A 1358-nucleotide genomic window follows, 5' to 3' on the forward strand; every position below is an offset into this window, starting at 1 on the left:
CCGGTGAGCTGCCGGAACCCGGCGCTGAGCCGTTGGGCAGCCTGCTCGTACCACCCGAGGTCCTCGATATGGTCGCCGAGGAAGCCCGGGTGATCGAAGCCCGGGAGGCCGCCGAGCGGCACGAGGCCGACACCCTGCTGAACCGGTGGGAGACAAGCGGCGAACTCGACGGCCGGCTCGTCCAACTGGCCGACTGGGTCGAAAGGGTCGAGACGGTTTACATCCTGATCGGCCGGGACGTGTTCTCGAAATCCGACGCGGGAACGAACACGCTGACCCGGGAAGGGCTTCTTGCGAATCTGAGGGAATGCCCTGTCGGCGACTGGCGCCCCACCGACAGGCTTTTCGTGGTACTGGCGTACTGTCTTTTCCTGAGCGGCCGGTCCGTGCGATTCGAGGAATTCAACGGAAGCCAGCTTTCCGCCACCCGGCTCCGCGATTTCCTGCTGAACCGCTGCGCACAGTACTGCGCCGCACTGGGGCGCGAGCCGGACAACGCGCACGCGCTCCCGTTGCTGGAGCTCGCGGAGCTCGTCCGCGCCCTGATGCACGAGGTCGACCGGACGCCGATGATGCGCTACCGGCGGATCAACGGGTTCACGTTCGTGAAGAACGAACGCCTCGTCGAGTTCCCGCTGCCGCGCGACCCGCGGATCATGCCCGACCTGATCGCCCAGCACGGCAAGCTCAACCTCGGTGTGGCCCCCTCCGGCGAGGTCCGGGGAGACCTGCGTGCGATGACCCTGGCCGCCTCCGCGATCGACGCGCAGGCCTCCCCCGGTGACCAGAGCGCCATCGGCGAACTGCTCGGCGCGATCGTGCTGTCGGCGATCCTGTGCACAGACGCGGATTACGGCATGAGCAGTTCCGTGCGCGACCTGGCGGGGCTGCGGGGAGCCGAGCCGGGCGGGCCCGACGGCGTGCTGACGCTGAAGAAGGGCGACTTCTTCTGCTGCTGCCTGCCGCACACGACCCGCATGGCCGAGGTCGGCGACGACACCACGCCGATCCTCTGGCGGTCCGCCCAGCGGATGATGTACAACCGGTGGCACTTCGCGCCCGGGGAGTTCGATCGCGCGGACATTCCGGAGAAGCGGCACTACTTCTTCCCCCCGCAGGTTCCCGACATCGCGGAGCACTCCGAACACCACCACGGCGGTCACGTCGCCTCACGGGTGCGCTACACGATCCGTGCGCCCGGTGCCCAGGTGTGGCACCCGCCCTTCACGGTCTTCGGTCACGGCTACCGGGGGTGCTACGACATCCGGCTGGTCCGGATGGAAGGCCCGCCGTTCACCATGAGGGAACTCCTCGAAGCGGTACGGCACTGCTCCCTCGTCGACGAGATGTGGCGGACC

General features: G+C 68.1%; 1 protein-coding gene. It reads left to right on the plus strand.

All coding sequences use genetic code 11. The features are described from left to right. Positions 1-68 precede the first annotated feature (68 nt). Positions 69-1358, plus strand: a 1290-nt coding sequence (locus tag ABZ646_RS46710; protein ID WP_360533897.1) for a hypothetical protein, incomplete at its 3' end; no start/stop codon positions are given.

The organism is Streptomyces sp. NPDC007162, assembly GCF_040634175.1.
Lineage (GTDB): Bacteria > Actinomycetota > Actinomycetes > Streptomycetales > Streptomycetaceae > Streptomyces.